A 15,223-nucleotide genomic window follows, 5' to 3' on the forward strand; every position below is an offset into this window, starting at 1 on the left:
GGTGGTTCGCGCAGATCGGCTCAGGCTAATCAGGCTCTCTTGTGCCGACGGGAACGTCTGCACCGGGCCTTTGGTGGAGCAAATGACTGGTATCGTTAGCTGGCTACGTTAACCCGCGATTAACAAAAAAGCCCTGCACTTTTTAAATAGTGCAGGGCTTTGGTTCAGCCTTGAAAGCGTAGCCTCAATAGCGGTTGGGCTCCATTTCCAGCTCGACATTGAAACGTTCTGAAATGTCTTTCTGGATGCGCTGGGCCAGATCGAGCAATTGCAGCCCGGTCGCCGCGCCGTAGTTGACCAGCACCAGCGCCTGCAATTTATGCACGCCGGCATCGGCCTCACGGAAACCTTTCCAGCCGGCGCGCTCGATCAACCAGCCGGCCGCCAGTTTCATTTGCCCGTCCGGTTGCGCGTAGGCGACCAGATCCGGGTGCTGCGTCTTGATCTGCGCGACTACTGCCGCCGACACCAGCGGGTTCTTGAAGAAGCTGCCGGCATTACCGAGCACTGCCGGATCCGGCAGTTTTTCGCTGCGGATGCTGCAAATGGCGCGGCTGACATCCGTCGGCGTCGGCTGCTTGATGCCCTGCTCGCTCAGGCGCTGACGCACCGGGCCGTATTCCAGGTGCAGATGCGCGACTCGATCCAGTGCGAAGCGCACCCGCAGGATCAGCCAACGACCCGGTTGTTGCTTGAACACGCTGTCGCGGTAGGCGAAGCTGCACTCCTCCAGACTGAAGTCGCGCAACTCACCGCTCTGACGATCCAGCGCCGTCAGGCCGGCGAACACATCCTTGATCTCGACACCGTAGGCACCGATGTTCTGCATCGGCGCAGCGCCGACAGTGCCGGGGATCAGACTGAGATTTTCCAGCCCGGAAAAGCCAAGCGCCAAAGTGTGCTGCACGAACGGGTGCCACGGCTCGCCAGCTTCGGCTTCGATCACTACACGATTGCCGTCGTCGCTGATGACGCGGATGCCACGGCTGGCCATGCGCAGCACCAGCGCCGGGACATCCGCCGTGAGCAACAGATTGCTGCCGCCACCGATCACCAACAACGGCACCTCGTGGGACGTTGCGTAAGCGAGGGCTTCGCGCACATCGGCGTCACTGTGGGCTTCGGCAAACAGCTGCGCGCGAACGTCGACGCCGAAGGTATTGAACGGTTTCAGGGAAACCTGCGGTTGCACCTGCAAACTCATAACCGCCCCTTCACTTCGATCAACAGCTGATCGCAGGCACGCTCGATCAGATCCAGCACCTGCTCGAAGCCCTGATCGCCGTCGTAATACGGATCCGGCACTTCGTCGACCACACCTGCATAGCGGCGCAGGAACAGGTCCAGCTCGGCCTTGCCGGTGGACGGCTGCAAGGCCTTGAGGTTGCGCAGGTTGCTGTTGTCCATGGCGAGGATCAGGTCATAGCTGGCGAAATCGGCGCGGCTGACCTGCTGAGCGCGTTGCGCCGACAAGTCATAACCACGCAGTTTGGCCGCGGCCTGGCTGCGCTTGTCCGGCGGATTGCCGACGTGCCAGTCGCCAGTGCCGGCGGAGGCCACTTCGACCTGATCCGCCAGCCCCGCTTCGCGCAATTTATGGCGCAAAACGCCTTCGGCGGTGGGCGAACGGCAGATGTTGCCCAGGCACACGAACAGAACGCGCATCAGGCCTCCAGCAGGCGACGGACGCGCTCGAGGTCTTCGGCGGTGTCGACCCCGGTCGGCGGCGCGATCAACGCGTCAGCCACGTGAATCCGCACGCCGTGCCACAGGGCACGCAGTTGTTCGAGGGATTCAGTGTTTTCCAGCCAGCACGGGCCCCAACTCACGAAGTCCTGAAGGAAGCCTGCGCGGTAAGCATAAATGCCGATGTGGCGACGATACGGCACGCCCTCCGGCAACACATCACGGCTCTTGGCGAACGCATCGCGGGCCCATGGCAGGGTCGCGCGACTGAAGGTCAGCGCCAGACCGTTGAGGTCGCTGACAACCTTGACCACGTTCGGGTTGAACAGGGTTTCCACGTCCTCGATCGGCTCGGCCAGGGTGGCCATGCGCGCCTCGGTGTGGGCCGCGAGGTTGGCGGCAACCTGATCGATCACGCTCGGCGGGATCAGCGGTTCGTCTCCCTGTACGTTGACCACGATGGCATCCGGTTCCAGGCCCAGCTTCGCAGCCACTTCAGCCAGACGATCGGTGCCGGAGTTGTGATCTTCACGGGTCAGCACCACCTCGGCGCCGAAGGCCTTGCAGGCCTCGACGATGCGCGCATCGTCGGTCGCCACGACCACACGGCTGGCGCTGCTTTTGCTCGCCTGTTCCCAGACGTGCTGGATCATCGGCTTGCCGGCGATGTCCAGCAGCGGCTTGCCCGGAAGACGGGTCGAGGCGTAACGCGACGGGATGACAACGGTGAAGGCGGTGGTCATTTATCCAGACGCTCGTCGGTGGTCAGGGTGCGGGCTTCGCTTTCCAGCATCACCGGGATGCCGTCGCGGATCGGGTACGCCAGGCCGGCGCCCTTGCTGATCAGTTCGGTCTTGTCGGCGCTGAGCTTGAGCGGGCCTTTGCAGATCGGGCAGGCGAGGATGTCGAGCAATTTGGTGTCCATGAACATTCCCTGGATAAAAACGGATTAAGGCAAAAGACGATCCGGCAACAGGCGCATCAACTGTGTGTCGAACCAGGCCACGAAGGCCGGCGACGGCACGGCATCGACCGCCAGGTACCACCAGTCGTCGGCGGCGAAGGCACGGCACTTCACCGCGTCCTTTTCAGTCATCACCACTGGCAATGACGGCGTGAAACTCAAGGCCTGCACGCTGTATTCGGCGTGATCGGCAAACGCGTGGGGCACAGGCCGCCAGTCTAGCGCTTCGAGGGTATTGAAGAAACGTTGCGGATTGCCGATCCCGGCCACCGCGTGCACGGCCTGACCGGGCGGAAAATGATCGAGAGACTGGCGTTCGCCGCTGCGCAGATTGACCAGCGCCGAAGGCTTGAGGCGGAAAGCGAATCCGCCGTCGCGATCCTCAAGGGCGCCGTTGAACAGCACACCGTCAACGCTTTGCAGACGCTCGACCGGTTCGCGAAGGGGACCGGCGGGCAGGCAGCGCTGGTTACCAAGACCACGGGCGGCGTCGATCAGCACCAGTTCCAGATCCCGCGCGAGGCGGTAATGCTGCATGCCGTCATCGGACAGGATCAGGTCCAGCGGCTCGCTGTCCAACAGGGCTCTGACGGCGGCGCTGCGATCAGGATCGATCATCAGCGGTACGCCGGTGCGCTGCACGATCAGCAACGGTTCATCGCCGGCAATGTCGGCAGTCTGGTCAGCTTCGACCTGCCACGGCAGCTGCGCCGGTTTGGCGCCGTAGCCACGACTGACCACGCCGACCCGCAGCCCGTGGCGTCGGCAGTGCTCGATCAGCCACAGGATCATCGGCGTCTTGCCGGTGCCGCCGACGGTGATGTTGCCGACCACGATCACCGGCACCGGCGACTGATAGATCTCACCCTCGCCGTCGAGAAAACGCTGACGCTTGCCGGCCACGACGCGGCGGTACAGCCACTCCAGCGGCCGCAACAGTGTCAGGGCCGGGTGCCCCTGATACCACGCGGCGAGCAGACGATCGGACATGGCCATCAGGATTTGGGCGCCGCCTCGACCGTGGTCATGCGCAGATGGCTGAAACCGAGCTTGCCGGCCGCGTCCATGGCGGTGATCACGGATTGGTGCTGAGTCTTGCCGTCAGCACTGATCGACAACGGCATGTTGGTGTCGCCATTGGCTTCTTTCTGCATGGCTTCCATCAGGGTCGCCAGATCGTTTTTCGGCAGAATCTTGTTGTTCACCGAGAACACGCCCTCGGCGCTGATAGCGACGTCCAGCTGCTTGACCTGCTGATCCTCGGCCGGCGAGCCGCTGACCGCTTCCGGCAGGTCGACGCGCAGCTGGGTTTCGCGGGTGAAGGTGGTGGTCACGACGAAAAACAGCAACAGAATGAACACCACGTCAATCAGCGACGCGAGGTTGATGTCGATGGTTTCCCGGGGCTTGCGACGGAATTTCACGCTTTGCCCCCGGCCAGATCGACGTCACGGTCGCCCTGCACCACTTCCACCAGTTTGATTGCTTCCTGCTCCATGCCCACCACCAGTTCATCGATGCGGCGTTGCAGGAAACGGTGGAAGAACACCGCCGGAATACCGACCATCAGGCCCGCAGCGGTGGTGATCAGCGCCTTGGAAATGCCGCCGGCCAGCACCGAAGCATTGGTGGTCATGCCGGAACCGGTGAACGCACTGAAGATGTCGATCATGCCCAGCACCGTACCCAGCAGACCGAGCAACGGCGACATGGCAGCGATGGTGCCCAGCGCGTTGACGTAACGCTCCAGCTCGTGGATGACCCGTGCGGCCGCTTCTTCAATGCACTCCTTCATGATCTCGCGACCATGCTTGGAGTTGGCCAGGCCCGCGGCGAGGATTTCCCCCAGCGGCGAGTTGGCGCGCAATTCCTTGAGTTTTTCCTTGTTGAGCTGCTTGTCCTTGATCCAGACCCAGACCTGACCCAGCAGATGCTCAGGGGTGACGCGACTGGCGCGCAGGGTCCACAGGCGCTCGGCGACGATCGCCATGGCGGCGATGGAACTCAGAATGATCGGCAACATCATCCAGCCGCCGGATTTGACCAATTCCCACACAGTGACAGCCCCCTCGAAAAAGTGCGCCACTTTACCATACCGGTTCGCGATAAAGACCCGTCGCCCCGACGACCGTGCTCAACGGTACTCCGCCCCCGGCACCGGCGGGTCGCGCCAGAACCGGCGTTGTTGACGCATCGACCGGGCCGGCTGAAACCGCCCCAGTTGCAGATGAATGGCACCTTGCTCGGCGCTGTCATGAATGTGCATGCCCTGTTTGCGGTAGCGGGCAATGACCGTCGGGTGCGGATGTCCGAATGAATTGCCCTGCCCTCGGGAAATCAGCACGGCCTGTGGCTGCAAAGCCTTGAGCAAGGCCATTGAGGAGGAACTGCGGCTGCCATGGTGCGGGGCTTGCAGCCACTGGGTTTGAACGGCCAGCGCACTGTTGAGCAGGTCCCGTTCGGCGGCGCTGTCGATGTCGCCGGTCAACAGCAACCGTTCGCCCTTGGCTTCGATCTGCAGAACGCAGGAACGCTGGTTGCTGTCATGGGCGTCGGTCCACTGCCATAAATGAAAGGCAACGCCGTCCCACTGCCATTGCCGGCCGCTTTCACAGCCCTCGGCGTTCAGCGCTTCGGGCAGGCCCGGCGGATCGCCGCTGATGACCCGACTGACCGGCATTCCTTTCGCCACGGCGAGTGCGCCACCCGCATGGTCGGCATCGGCATGACTGAGCAGCATCAGATCGAGGTGTTCCACCCCCAGTTTGCGCAATGCCGGCAGCACCACTCGCTCGCCGAGGTCGAAATCGCCGAAACGCGGGCCGCTGTCGTACAGCAAGGTGTGATGCCGGGTACGGACCAGAATCGCCAGGCCCTGGCCGACATCCAGTTGCCAGACATCGGCCACGCCTTCGGCCAGACGTTCCCGGGGCGGAAATGCCAGCACCAGCAGCAACGGCCAGCCCAATGGACGCAAGGGAACGCCTCGGGGCAGCAATAACAGCACTGCACCAAGACCTCCCAGCGCGCAGATCCACCCTTCCATTGTCGTCGGCACCCATGCTGGCCAACGACCGGCAATCAGGTCCAGTGCCCTGAACAATCCATCGATCAGTCCACCGGCCAGCCACAGCAGCCCTTCGCCGACATAAGGGATTGGCAGCAACAAAGTGCCCAGCAACGCCGGCGGCAGCACCGCAAAACTGACCCACGGCACCGCCAGCAGATTGGCCAGTGGCCCACTGAGGCTGATCGGCAGGCTCAACGCTACCAGCACCGGGCACAAGCCGATCGCGATCAGCCACTGCGCGCGCGTCCAGGTCTGCCACCAGCGCCACGGCCCCAGACGGCCGCCGAAGGTGAAGATCAAAACAGCCACCGCCGCGAACGACAGCCACAACCCAGGACGCAGGCTGGCCAGCGGATCCATCAACAACACGCCGTTGAAAGCCAGCAACAACGGCCACCAGGCACCGAGATGGCGAAAACGCAAACGCCACAACAACACCAGTGCAACCATTACGCACGCCCGCCGGACCGGCACATCGAACCCGGCCAGCAAGCCGTAACCCAACGCCGCCGCGAACGCCAGACCGCACGCCCAGGGCAGCCAGGGCCAACGCATTGGCCAAATCCCGACCCGTGCCAGTCCGGCGACCAGCGCATACATCAACGCCGCCAAAAGCCCGATGTGCTGGCCGGAAATCACCAGCAGGTGCACGGTGCCGGTGTCCTGCAAGGTCTGCCAGTCCTCGCGACTGAGTCCCGAGCCATCGCCGAGTACCAACGCGGCCAGAGCGCCGTTACGTCCTTGGGCATCCACCGCAAGCAGGCGCTGGCGGATGCTGTCGCGCCAGGCCCACTGCGCTGGCGCCAGACGCTGGCCATCCTTCACCGTCCCGGTTGCGCCGATACGCTGCGCCAACAGCCAGGCTTCGTAATCGAACGCATCCGGATTGAGCAGACCACCGGGGCGCTTGAGCTTGACCGCCAGTCGCCAGCGTTCGCCGCTTTTGACCTCTGGCCCGGCATACCAGGCCAGACGCATCAGCGATGGCAGTTTCTCGTGACGCGAGCGCGCATCGGCCAGTTCAAAGCGCACGACGCCCTCGACATTCTGCGGCAAGCCGACGACGCGCCCTTCCACCCAGCGCGTTTCGCCATCCAGTCGGTGAGGCAGTCGATCATTCAACGCCATTTGCGCGTTGAAACCCGCCCATGCGAATCCAAGCAGCAAAAACGCCAGTGGATAGCTGCGAAACGGCAGCATCATCAGCGCCACCCACGGCAACACCATTAATAACCCGACCGGCGGCAAGGCCGGTAAAAAAACCGGAGTCAGCAGACCGACCGCCAGCGCCATCATCCCTGTGCGCATAAGCCCGTCCTTGAGAGTTCCCCCCTCAGGCATAGCGGTTGCGGGGCACGTGCGTCGTTATCAATTGTCACAAAGTCTGAATGGGCGGTTCGTAGAATCCAGACATACTTGCCGCCTTAACCGACCGAGAAGCCTTATGCCCCGGCGCTTATTCAAACGTTACATGCCCGACCCGACGAGCATCAGGGAACACAAATCCTTACGCTTTCTCGGCAGTTTGCTGCATGACCCGAACCTCTGGCACCTCAACCGTCACTCGGTGGCCCGCGCCATGGCCGTTGGCCTGTTCGCCGCGTTCCTGCCGATTCCCGCACAAATGCTGGTGGCCGCCGTCCTCGCGATCACGGTGCGCGGCAACATGCCGATTGCCGTCAGCCTGGTCTGGCTGACCAATCCGATCACCATGCCGGCGGTGTTCTTCTGCACGTATCAGGCCGGGGCCTGGCTGATGGATGTACCTGCCCGCACGCTCCCCGACGAATTGACCTGGGAATGGATCAGCGGCGAGCTCTCGACCTTGTGGCAACCGTTCCTGCTGGGGTCGGTGGTGGTCGGCCTGGCACTGGGCGCCCTCGCCTACTGTCTGGTGATGATGTACTGGCGCTGGTGGGTGGCGCGGCAATGGGCGCGGCGCAAGAAAAGACGTCAGGCGTGAATGCAAAACGGCCTCCATTGTGGAGGCCGTTTTTTATTGCAGTATCGAAGGGATCAGGTGCGCATTCCGCGCCCGCTCACCAGCAGCCGCGCACAACCGAAATACAGCACAACCGTCGCCACCAGCATGAAAGTGATCGCGATACCGATGCGGATATCCGACACACCGAGGATGCCGTAACGGAAGGCGTTGACCATGTGCAGCACCGGGTTGGCCAGCGACACGGTCTGCCAGAACGGCGGCAGCAAGGTGATCGAATAGAACACGCCCCCGAGGTAGGTCAGTGGGGTCAGCACGAAGGTCGGGATGATCGAGATGTCATCGAAGTTGCGCGCAAACACCGCGTTGATGAAGCCCAGCAGCGAGAAGATCGTCGCCGTCAGCACGACCACCAGCACCGTCACACCAAGATGGTGTACCTGCAAATGGGTGAAGAACAGCGACAGGATCGTCACGATCACACCCACCATCAGGCCTCGCAGGACGCCACCAATGGTGTAACCGATCAGGATCGTGTGCGGCGAAACCGGGGAGACCATCAGTTCTTCGATGGAGCGCTGGAACTTGCTGCCGAAGAAGCTCGACACCACGTTGCCGTAAGAGTTGGTGATCACCGACATCATGATCAGACCCGGCACGATGTACTCCATGTAGGTGAAGCCACCCATGTCGCCGATCTGCCGGCCGATCAGGTTACCGAAGATCACGAAGTACAGAACCATGGTGATCGCCGGCGGCAGCAGGGTCTGCGGCCAGATCCGGGTGAAGCGTCTGACTTCGCGGTAAACGATGGTGTTGAGGGCAACGAGGTTGGGGCGCAGCTCGGAACTCATACCGCCACCTTCGACAGATTTTTCTCCACCAGGGACACGAACAGCTCCTCGAGGCGATTGGTTTTATTGCGCAGGCTCAGCACTTCGATGTTCTGCAGGGCCAGTTGGCCGAACAGCGCAGTGATGCCCATGGACTTGTCGACCTGGACTTCCAGGGTATGGCCGTCCACCAGACGCGCCGGATAGCCCGCCAGTTGCGGCGCGACACTCAGGCCGTTCTTCAGGTCAAGCAGGAAAGTCTCCACATGCAGCTGACCAAGCAGCTGACGCATGCTGGTGTTCTCGACGATGGTGCCGTGGTCGATGATGCCGATGTTGCGGCACAGCTGCTCAGCCTCTTCCAGGTAGTGAGTGGTGAGGATGATGGTGATGCCTTTCTGGTTCAGTTCGGTGAGGAACGTCCACATCGAGCGGCGCAGTTCGATATCCACCCCGGCAGTCGGCTCATCGAGGATCAGCAGACGCGGTTCATGCACCAGCGCCCGCGCGATCATCAAGCGACGCTTCATGCCACCGGACAGCGAACGCGACGGCACATCGCGCTTGTCCCACAGACCGAGCTGGGTCAGGTACTGCTCGGCGCGTTCCTTGGCGATCTTCGCCGGAATGCCGTAGTAACCGGCCTGGGTCACGACGATGTCGAAGGTCTTTTCGAACTGGTTGAAGTTGAATTCCTGAGGTACCACGCCGATCGAGCGCTTGAGCGCCGCGGGGTTCTTGTCCAGGTCGTGGCCAAAGATATTCACGGTGCCGCTGGTCTTGTTGACCAGGGTCGAGAGAATGCCGATGGTCGTGGACTTGCCGGCGCCGTTGGGGCCGAGCAAGGCGAAGAAGTCACCTTCGGCGACGTCCAGATCGATACCACTCAAGGCCTGGAACCCGTTGCCGTAGGTTTTGGTTAGCTGCCGGATGGACAGAGCGGAACTCATATCGGATTTACGCACCCAGTAAGGAAGAAAGGACTGATAAAAAGCCGGCGGCGAGGAAGACAACCGCAGCGCTCGAGCGCAATGGTGCTTGCCGTCGCCGCACAAGTACAGTCAAGTGTGTCGATAGTAGGTATTAAGTCAACGCGGTCATGACGGCTTTGCGATACGCCGGACGCTGCTTCAACCGCGCGTACCAGGCTTCAAGGTTCGGTTGTGACGCGCGCTTGATCGGCATCTCGAACCAGGCATAAATGAAACTGCCGAGCGGGATATCGCCCATGCCGATTTCATTGCCGGACAGATACGGCTGGTGCTTCAACGCCTGATCGGCCAACGCCAGCAAGCCGTCACATTCCTTGATCGCCGCATGGATCGCCGGCCAGTCCTGTTTGTCTGCCGGGGTGCGCAGAACGCCCCAGAACACCGTGCGAAACGGCCCTGCAAAACTGGAGGTCGTCCAGTCCATCCACTTGTCAGCGGTGGCGCGGGTCTGCGGATCCGCCGGATACCACGAGGTATCGGCCGCATGTTTTGCCAGCAGGTAACGCACGATGGCATTCGATTCCCACAACACGAAACCGTCGTCCTGAATCACCGGCACCCGCCCGTTCGGGTTCATTGCCCGGTACTCCGGCGTGTCGACCACACCAAATGCGCCACCGGCATCGATGGCCTCGTAGGCCAGCCCGAGCTCTTCGGCAGCCCACAACGGTTTTCTGACATTCGACGAATTCTTGCGACCCCAGATCTTCAGCATGACCGCCTCTTTTCCAGTAAATGGGCAGGCAGCATACGCCGTATCAGAGGCTGCCGACATCACCGCGCATGCCACCGGACAGTGGCGTCTGCTGATCGTTGAACAGGTGCGGATAACATTTCTGCAGATGTTCGAAGAAAAAGGATTCCGGCACATCGGCGAACTGGCCGTGATCGACCAGGTACTCCATCAGCAGCGCACCATCGCTGTTGTACGGGTGGAAAACGCTGTCGTTTACACCATCGAATTCCAGCGGCGCAACGTTGAACATTTCGCAGAGTTTCTGGTTGAACGCGGGTGTGGCTTTCACCCAGCGATCATTGAGAAACAGCTCGGTATAACCATGCATGGCGAACACTTCGCTTCTCAGCAGTTCAAGCAGACGCGGCGTCGACAGATGATTTTTCACATCCGCCAGACCGATACGTGCGGGGATCCCGCAATGGCGCGCGCAACCGGCGAGCAACGTGGCCTTGGGCACGCAATAACTTTCACCCGCCGCCAGCGCGTAGCTGCCGCGCAAAGTCTGCGGGTCGCGGCTGAAGGTGTACATGTTGTAGCGCACCGCCTCGCGCACCGCGTAATAAAGACTGATCGCCTGCGCGAGCGGATCGCGGCTGGCACCACGGTGCTGCTCGGCGAACTCCACCACCGAGGGGTGGTCACTATCGATGAAGCGGCCGGGGCTCAGATACTCGTGCATGACGACATTCTCCTGGTTGAGCCCCGAGTCTAGCGAGAGGTTCAGCACAGAGATAACGACGTTTCGGCCAAACATGCACGCGAAGACGCGGAAGCGGCGAACGATTTCCCACGCGTGTTGCCCACCGAACCTACAAAAGACATCCGGGGTTTCCCACGATTTCAATCACCTTGCTCTGACCGCCCCGTTTTGCAGATGCCGTCTAAGCTCTGGAGGGTCGGTTCGCCCTGGTTCACGGAGGATTAAATATGCTGTTGTTGTGGATACTGGTTCTGATCGTCGGCGTGGCGTATCTGGCCCACCGGCGCATCGCCCCGCTGCCTGCACTGGGCATCGTTGCCGCTTACCTGTTGGCGATGGGGATTTTCAGCCACGCACCGGGCTGGCTGCTACTGATTTTCTGGGTCGTGCTGGCCCTGGTGGCTGCCCCGCTGCTGTTGCCTGACCTGCGCCGCAAACACTTCACCGCGCCGCTGTTCAGCTGGTTCCAGAAGACCCTGCCACCGATGTCGCAGACCGAACGCGACGCGATCGATGCCGGCACGGTGTGGTGGGACGGCGAACTGTTCAGCGGCCGTCCGGACTGGGACAAGTTGCTGTCCTATCCCAAGGTGCAACTGAGCGACGAAGAACAGGCATTCATCGACGGCCCGACCGAAGAGCTCTGCGCGATGGTCACCGACTGGCAGATCGGCCAGTCGATGGACTTGCCGCCCGAAGCCTGGACTCACATCAAGGAACACGGTTTCTTCGCCCTGATCATTCCCAAGGAATTCGGCGGCAAGGGTTTCTCCGCCTATGCCCACTCCCAAGTGGCGATGAAACTGGCGACCCGCAGCGGCGACCTCGCCTCCACCGTGATGGTGCCCAACTCCCTCGGCCCGGCCGAACTGCTGCTGCATTACGGCACCGACGAACAACGCAATCATTACCTGCCACGGCTGGCCCGGGGCGACGATATTCCGTGCTTCGCGCTGACCGGCCCGCTCGCTGGTTCAGACGCGGGTGCGATGCCCGACACCGGGATCATCTGCAAAGGCGAATGGGAAGGCCAGGAAACCCTCGGCCTGCGCCTGAACTGGGAAAAACGCTACATCACCCTCGGCCCGGTCGCGACCTTGCTCGGCCTGGCCTTCAAGGCCTATGACCCGGATCACCTGCTCGGCGACAAGGAAGACCTGGGCATCAGCCTCGCGCTGATTCCGACCGACACTCCCGGCGTGGAAATCGGCCGTCGTCACCTGCCGCTGGGCGCTGCGTTCATGAACGGCCCGAACTCCGGCAAGGACGTATTCATCCCGCTGGACTTCCTCATCGGCGGCCAGGACATGCTCGGCAAAGGCTGGATGATGTTGATGAACTGCCTGTCGGTCGGGCGTTCGATCTCCCTGCCCGCGGTGGGTACCGGCGCGGCCAAGTTCACCAGTCTGGTGACCGGGCAATACGCGCAGATTCGCGAGCAGTTCAACGTGCCACTCTCAGCATTCGAAGGCATTCAGGAAGCCATGGCGCGGATCGGCGGCAACGCGTGGATGATGGACGCCGCACGGATGCTGACCGCCAACGCGGTGGATCTGGGCGAGAAACCTTCGGTGCTGTCGGCGATCCTCAAGTATCACCTCACCGAACGCGGTCGCGAGTGCATCAGCCACGCGATGGATGTACACGGCGGCAAGGCGATCATCATGGGCCCGAACAACTACCTGGGCCGCAGCTGGAACGGCGCGCCGATCTTCATCACCGTGGAAGGCGCAAACATTCTTTCGCGCAACCTGATGATCTTTGGCCAGGGCGCGATCCGCTGCCATCCGTTCGTGCTCAAGGAAATGGCCCTCGCCGGTCGCGAGGACAAGGACCAGGCACTCAAGGAGTTCGATGGCCTGCTGCTCAAGCACATCGGATTTGCCGTGAGCAACGCCGCCAGCACGCTGGTGCTGAACCTTGGCTTCGGCCATTTCGACCATGCGCCGGGGGACAAGCTCAGCCAGGGTTATTTCCGCGCCCTCAACCGACAGGCTGCCGCGTTTGCCATGCTCGCCGACCTGAGCATGATGCTGCTGGGCGGCGAACTGAAACGCCGCGAGCGTCTGTCAGCACGATTGGGTGATGTGCTGAGCAACCTGTATCTGGCCTCGGCGGCGCTCAAGCGTTATCACGACCTCGACTCCCCGGCGTACATGGGACCGTTGTTCAGATGGGCCATGGAAGAAAGCCTCGGCCAGTCGGAAAAAGCATTGGATGAGCTGCTGACCAACTTCCCGAACCGGGTCTTTGGCTGCCTGTTGCGAGTGATCGTGTTCCCGTTCGGTCGCCGCCACAAAGGCCCGTCGGACAGACTGAGTGCCGAAGTGGCTGCAGTCATCGGCCGCGCCAAGGGCGATCCGGCGCTGGAAGAACTGCTTGCCGGCTGCTATCGCCCGCAATCGGCCGACGATGCGGTCGGTGCGCTGCAACACGCCTGCGATCAGTTGAACGCTGCGCAACCTCTGCACAAAAAGCTGCACACCTCGCTCAAGAGCGGTCAGGTCAAACCGGTTGCCGGCGAACACGCCATCGATGCGGCGCTGGAGGCCGGGGTGCTGCAAGCCGTGGAAGCCCAGACCCTGCGTGATGCCGAAGCGGCGCGGCGCAAGGTGATCGATGTCGATGATTTCGACAAAGAGGAGCTGAAACCCGCGGAAGGCAAAATCCGCTGATCCCTTCAATCAGTGAAAAACGGGCGCAGGGGCTTTATACTCCCGCGCCCGTTTTGCTCTTGAGGACTTATCTCGTGTCCAACGTCGTTGCCGATCATCTGGTTTTGCTCGACCACCTGCGCAGTATCCTGGTCGCCGTAGGTGAGGCCGATCAGGTTCCCGAAGAAAGCCATGCCCTGTTCCTGGAGCGTTTCGACGAACTGCTGGCGTCACTGCCGATCGAGCCGATCGAAAGCCAATACCTGGGCCAGGACATCCTGACTCAAGTGATTACCCGTTACCCGCAAATTGCCCACCTGATCCCGCGGGATCTGCTGTGGTTCTTCGCCGGCGACTGCCTGCACTACCTGTCCGACGAAGAAATCGACATGTATCAGGCCCTGGAAGAACGCCGCTACGAAGCCGAACAGAACGACGAACCGTTCGACTGGAATCAGGAAAAGCAGCTGCTGGCGATGTCCGCCCAGGACAGCAAGCACTGATTTTCGCCCGATAAAAAAGGCCCGCATGGTGATCCATGCGGGCCTTTTTTTATCGGTCAGAGCAACCCTTCACTCTCGGGCAATTCGTACTCGGCTAACGGTTTCGTTCCGCCAGACTTTCCCGGTTTGCTCAGGGTCGGCTCTTTCTCCAGGCACTCCACCAGATAGTCGATGAACACCCGCAGCTTCGGCGGCAGATAGCGCGTCGGCGAGTGCAGCAGCCATAATCCGCCGTGGTAGGACGCCAGGAATGTCCAGTCCGGCAGCACCTGCACAATCAGCCCCTGCTCCAGGGCATAGCGCGCGGTGAAATACGGCAGGCTGCCAATGCCGATGTGCTGTAACACGGCGCCCAGACGCACGCCGGTGTGATTGGCGGCATACCGGCCACGCACGCCGACGGTGACGGCTTTCGTGCCTTTCTTGAATTTCCAGCGCGCATCGCTCGGGGTTTCGCCCAGGTAAATGCAACTGTGATTGAGCAAGTCATGGGGATGGGTCGGCGTCCCGTGCTCAGCCAGGTATTGCGGTGTCGCGCAGAGCAAATGGTCGATGGTCAGCAGTTGTCGTCCAACCAGCCCGGCCGGTGGACGATCCGTGATGCGAATGGCCAGATCGACATGGTCGTCGATCAGATCGACCTGGCGGTCTTCCAGCAACAGTTCCACATCGACCTTCGGATAGCGCCGCAGAAATTCCGGCATGTGCGGATGAATCACGAAACGCCCCACCGCTTTCGGCACACTGACCCGCACCAGCCCTTCGGCTTCATGAGTGAACTGGCCGCTGATCTCCATCACCGACTTCGCCGCGCTGACCATTTCCTGGCAGCGCTTGAACACCTCTTCCCCGCCATCGCTCAAGCGCAGTTTGCGCGTGGTGCGTTGCAGCAGTCGCGTGGCCAGCGCTTTCTCCAGCCGGGAAATGCTGCGGCTGACCGCCGACGGCGATGAGCCCAATTGACGTGCGGCTTCGGAAAAACTGCCGGTCTCGACAACCTTGACGAAAATCGCCATTTCACCGAGCAGCGGCAGCGGGAGATTTATGCTCACAGCGCAACAGTCCTTTGATGTTTGAACGGATTATCACGTTATTGCACGATTCATATAATTAAAAAAGAAACTTTAATAAGGGCATGGA

The 15,223-nt window shown here is 61.5% G+C and carries 16 protein-coding genes; 3 read left to right on the top strand and 13 right to left on the bottom strand.

Annotated elements, in window-relative coordinates:
* Positions 1 to 184 precede the first annotated feature (184 nt).
* The 8 genes from murB to QR290_RS21855 all read right to left on the bottom strand — a co-directional run bounded on the left by murB (position 185) and on the right by QR290_RS21855 (position 7,028).
* A complete protein-coding gene (murB, locus tag QR290_RS21820) occupies positions 185 to 1,204 on the bottom strand; it encodes a UDP-N-acetylmuramate dehydrogenase (RefSeq protein ID WP_289203599.1) in 1,020 nt (339 codons plus the stop codon).
* Positions 1,201 to 1,665, bottom strand: coding sequence for a low molecular weight protein-tyrosine-phosphatase (locus QR290_RS21825; RefSeq protein ID WP_007950772.1), 465 nt, complete (start codon positions 1,663 to 1,665; stop codon positions 1,201 to 1,203). Before QR290_RS21825 ends, murB begins: the two co-directional genes overlap by 4 nt.
* Positions 1,665 to 2,429: a 3-deoxy-manno-octulosonate cytidylyltransferase gene (kdsB, locus tag QR290_RS21830; protein ID WP_064383500.1), complete on the bottom strand. Its 765-nt coding sequence runs from the start codon at positions 2,427 to 2,429 to the stop codon at positions 1,665 to 1,667. Before kdsB ends, QR290_RS21825 begins: the two co-directional genes overlap by 1 nt.
* The gene (locus QR290_RS21835) at positions 2,426 to 2,611 is read right to left on the bottom strand and encodes a Trm112 family protein (protein WP_003174668.1); all 186 of its coding nucleotides are present in this window, start codon (positions 2,609 to 2,611) and stop codon (positions 2,426 to 2,428) included. The genes kdsB and QR290_RS21835 overlap by 4 nt, the downstream gene beginning before the upstream one ends.
* A gap of 24 nt (positions 2,612 to 2,635) precedes the next feature.
* Complete coding sequence (lpxK, locus tag QR290_RS21840) at positions 2,636 to 3,646, bottom strand: tetraacyldisaccharide 4'-kinase (protein ID WP_289203600.1); 1,011 nt, start codon at positions 3,644 to 3,646, stop codon at positions 2,636 to 2,638.
* A complete protein-coding gene (locus QR290_RS21845) occupies positions 3,646 to 4,074 on the bottom strand; it encodes an ExbD/TolR family protein (protein ID WP_007950767.1) in 429 nt (142 codons plus the stop codon). The genes lpxK and QR290_RS21845 overlap by 1 nt, the downstream gene beginning before the upstream one ends.
* The gene (locus QR290_RS21850; RefSeq protein WP_162803842.1) at positions 4,071 to 4,706 is read right to left on the bottom strand and encodes a MotA/TolQ/ExbB proton channel family protein; all 636 of its coding nucleotides are present in this window, start codon (positions 4,704 to 4,706) and stop codon (positions 4,071 to 4,073) included. Before QR290_RS21850 ends, QR290_RS21845 begins: the two co-directional genes overlap by 4 nt.
* 78 nt (positions 4,707 to 4,784) lie before the next feature.
* Positions 4,785 to 7,028 (bottom strand): DNA internalization-related competence protein ComEC/Rec2, encoded by a 2,244-nt coding sequence (locus QR290_RS21855; protein WP_289203601.1) that lies wholly within the window; start codon positions 7,026 to 7,028, stop codon positions 4,785 to 4,787.
* A gap of 136 nt (positions 7,029 to 7,164) precedes the next feature.
* On the opposite strand from QR290_RS21855, the gene QR290_RS21860 reads away from it, so the two are divergent.
* The gene (locus tag QR290_RS21860; RefSeq protein WP_289203602.1) at positions 7,165 to 7,683 is read left to right on the top strand and encodes a DUF2062 domain-containing protein; all 519 of its coding nucleotides are present in this window, start codon (positions 7,165 to 7,167) and stop codon (positions 7,681 to 7,683) included.
* A gap of 53 nt (positions 7,684 to 7,736) precedes the next feature.
* Here QR290_RS21860 and QR290_RS21865 read toward each other — a convergent pair whose 3' ends face one another.
* The 4 genes from QR290_RS21865 to QR290_RS21880 form a co-directional block, all read right to left on the bottom strand.
* Positions 7,737 to 8,516: an ABC transporter permease gene (locus QR290_RS21865; RefSeq protein ID WP_011335453.1), complete on the bottom strand. Its 780-nt coding sequence runs from the start codon at positions 8,514 to 8,516 to the stop codon at positions 7,737 to 7,739.
* Positions 8,513 to 9,445 (bottom strand): ABC transporter ATP-binding protein, encoded by a 933-nt coding sequence (locus tag QR290_RS21870; RefSeq protein WP_115078862.1) that lies wholly within the window; start codon positions 9,443 to 9,445, stop codon positions 8,513 to 8,515. The genes QR290_RS21865 and QR290_RS21870 overlap by 4 nt, the downstream gene beginning before the upstream one ends.
* 133 nt (positions 9,446 to 9,578) lie before the next feature.
* Positions 9,579 to 10,202: a glutathione S-transferase family protein gene (locus QR290_RS21875; protein WP_289203603.1), complete on the bottom strand. Its 624-nt coding sequence runs from the start codon at positions 10,200 to 10,202 to the stop codon at positions 9,579 to 9,581.
* Positions 10,203 to 10,245: 43 nt separating this feature from the next.
* Positions 10,246 to 10,905: a transglutaminase-like domain-containing protein gene (locus tag QR290_RS21880; protein ID WP_115078864.1), complete on the bottom strand. Its 660-nt coding sequence runs from the start codon at positions 10,903 to 10,905 to the stop codon at positions 10,246 to 10,248.
* Between the two features lie 248 nt (positions 10,906 to 11,153).
* On the opposite strand from QR290_RS21880, the gene QR290_RS21885 reads away from it, so the two are divergent.
* Together QR290_RS21885 and QR290_RS21890 are read left to right on the top strand one after the other, a co-directional pair.
* Positions 11,154 to 13,601, top strand: coding sequence for an acyl-CoA dehydrogenase (locus QR290_RS21885; protein WP_289203604.1), 2,448 nt, complete (start codon positions 11,154 to 11,156; stop codon positions 13,599 to 13,601).
* A 74-nt stretch (positions 13,602 to 13,675) separates the two neighbouring features.
* Complete coding sequence (locus tag QR290_RS21890; protein ID WP_007950758.1) at positions 13,676 to 14,083, top strand: PA2817 family protein; 408 nt, start codon at positions 13,676 to 13,678, stop codon at positions 14,081 to 14,083.
* 56 nt (positions 14,084 to 14,139) lie between these two features.
* On the opposite strand, the gene QR290_RS21895 is transcribed toward QR290_RS21890, so the two are convergent.
* Positions 14,140 to 15,135 (bottom strand): LysR family transcriptional regulator, encoded by a 996-nt coding sequence (locus tag QR290_RS21895; protein ID WP_115078866.1) that lies wholly within the window; start codon positions 15,133 to 15,135, stop codon positions 14,140 to 14,142.
* Between the last annotated feature and the right edge of the window lie 88 nt (positions 15,136 to 15,223).

The sequence above is a fragment of the Pseudomonas fluorescens genome (genome assembly GCF_030344995.1).
Classification (GTDB): Bacteria; Pseudomonadota; Gammaproteobacteria; order Pseudomonadales; family Pseudomonadaceae; genus Aquipseudomonas; species Aquipseudomonas fluorescens_BF.